The organism is Candidatus Obscuribacterales bacterium (assembly GCA_036703605.1).
In the GTDB taxonomy this organism is placed as follows: domain Bacteria; phylum Cyanobacteriota; class Cyanobacteriia; order RECH01; family RECH01; genus RECH01.
Map to the genome: position 1 here is coordinate 1 of DATNRH010000227.1, position 2,207 is coordinate 2,207.

Genomic DNA, 2,207 nt, shown 5'->3' on the forward strand with positions numbered 1-2,207 from the left:
GCTCATGTCTATTAGGTTTTCTGGTGTTTTCAGCAATAACCGGAGATATGGCGTAGTTTTGTGAAAAAGTTCCGGATTTTCCGTACTTTCTCGGACAGCGCTGAGATGGCAAAGTCCTAAATCTCGGTATAAATCATGGGAGAAGACTCTTGGGTAGAAAGTGCTGCTCTAAACATTGCTGAGCGATCGCCCTTAACACAGATTGGGAATCGTTTTAGGACTGGTGGATTGGCGATAGTCGATGGGTAAGCCGAGGGCGATCGCTTTCCCCTGGGCAGTTCTAAGCGATCGCTCTTCCTCAGGGTTCCCCATTTGCCCTCAGGTTGCACAGCGGGGGAACTTCTCCTACACTAATAGTTAGCTTTACTAATTGTTTGCTTAGCAATCTAACCAGATGCCCACCCAAACCATGACCCCAGACCAATGTGCCGTGGACGTGCTCACCGTCATACCATTGGTCACGCGATGGCTGCGGGCCGAGATGCGGCATCAGGGGCAACCTCACCTGTCCCTCTCCCAACTGCGGGTTCTTCACTTTCTCCACCGCCGTCCTCAGGCATCCCTATCGGAACTGGCGGACTACCTAGACGTGACTCGGCCCACCATGTCGGTAATGGTCGATCGCCTGGTGCAGCGGGGTTGGGTGCATCGTCAAGACGATGCCCAGGAGCGCCGACGCATTGCCCTGACTCTGACGGAAGCCGGCACTGCCCAGCTTGAGCAGGTCTATGGCGCAACCCTCACCCAGATCTCCCAGCGCCTCCAGTCTCTCTCCGCCGAGCAATGTCAGCAGGTGGTGGCGGGGCTATCGGTTTTGTCTAGCGTGTTTGCCGAAGCCTAGGCGTGCGCACGCTCTATCGGTATCAGTCGTCTCTCAGGAGGACAGGTCAAGCATGTCGATTGTGACCATCCACGAATTAACCAAACAGTTTGGCTCCCACCGGGCGGTGGATCGGTTTAGCCTCACAGTGCAGCCAGGAGAAATTTTTGGACTGCTGGGCCCCAACGGGGCCGGGAAAAGTACCCTGGTCAAGGTCTTAACCACCCTGCTGTCTCCCACCTCGGGGCAGGCCCTAGTGGCAGGCTATGACATCAGTCGCCAAACCGTGGCCGTGCAGCGCACCATTGGCTACGTGCCCCAGTCCCTATCGGTGGATGGCACCCTGACGGGTTACGAAAATATGCTGATTATCTCCAAGCTCTACGGCGTGCCCCGGCGGCAGCGACTGGAGCGGATTCGTCTGGCGCTGCACTATGTTGGCCTCGATAGCGTCGCCCATCGGTTGGTCAATACCTATTCTGGCGGCATGATCCGACGGCTAGAAATTGCCCAGGCCACGCTGCATCATCCAGCTATCTTATTTTTAGATGAACCCACCGTGGGTCTAGATCCGGTGGCTCGGAAATCTATGTGGGATCTAATTCTTCAGTTGCGCCACGACCACAACACCACGGTTTTTCTCACCACCCACTTTATGGACGAGGCCGATGAACTCTGCGATCGCCTGGCCATTCTGTACCACGGACAGCAGGTGGCGATCGGCACTCCAGCTCAGCTTAAGGCCAGCATACCCATGCCCAACGCCACCCTAGATGACGTTTTTATCCACTACACCCAAGACCACTGTACGACTGACGAGGAGAGCAGCTACCATGACACATCCGCAACCCGTCGAACTGCACGGCGGCTTAGCTAAGCAACGGCTGTCTGGCTTTAGCGTGCAGGAATTTATCGCTAAGACATTGGTGGCGGCGGAGCTAGATATTCGCAAACTCCGCCATGATCCGCTCCAGTTGCTGATGCGGGCGGTGCAGCCTGTTATGTGGCTGATCATTTTTGGGCAGGTGTTTACCGAGGTGCGCGGCATTTCAACCGGTGATCTACCCTATCTAGACTTTATGACGCCGGGTATTTTGGCCCAGAGTGTTTTATTTCTATCGGTTTTTACCGGCCTGTTAGTGATCTGGGAAAAAGATTTGGGGATTTTACATAAGCTGATGGTCAGTCCGGCCCCGAAGTCGGCTTTGGTGTTGGGGAAGGCGATCGGGGTGGGAGTGCGGTGTCTCTCCCAGGTGATTGTTATCTATGGGGTATCGGTGCTGTTGGGGGTGAATCTTAACTGGCATCCCGTTGCCTTACTCGGAGTGGTGAGCATCGTTATGCTGGGGGCAGCCTCATTTTCGACCCTGTCGCTGATGGTGGCCTG

3 protein-coding genes are annotated in these 2,207 nt (G+C 55.3%); all 3 read left to right on the forward strand.

Annotation, left to right across the window (positions count from 1 at the left end):
- The first annotated feature begins 409 nt into the window (after nt 1-409).
- Nucleotides 410-841: a MarR family transcriptional regulator gene (locus V6D20_04840; protein ID HEY9815119.1), complete on the forward strand. Its 432-nt coding sequence runs from the start codon at nt 410-412 to the stop codon at nt 839-841.
- A 52-nt stretch (nt 842-893) separates the two neighbouring features.
- On the forward strand, nt 894-1,697 hold the full coding sequence (locus tag V6D20_04845; GenBank protein ID HEY9815120.1) for an ATP-binding cassette domain-containing protein: 804 nt from the start codon (nt 894-896) through the stop codon (nt 1,695-1,697).
- Nucleotides 1,654-2,207 (forward strand): ABC transporter permease (locus V6D20_04850; GenBank protein ID HEY9815121.1); only part of this gene is annotated, 554 nt, incomplete at its 3' end. The genes V6D20_04845 and V6D20_04850, both read left to right, overlap by 44 nt.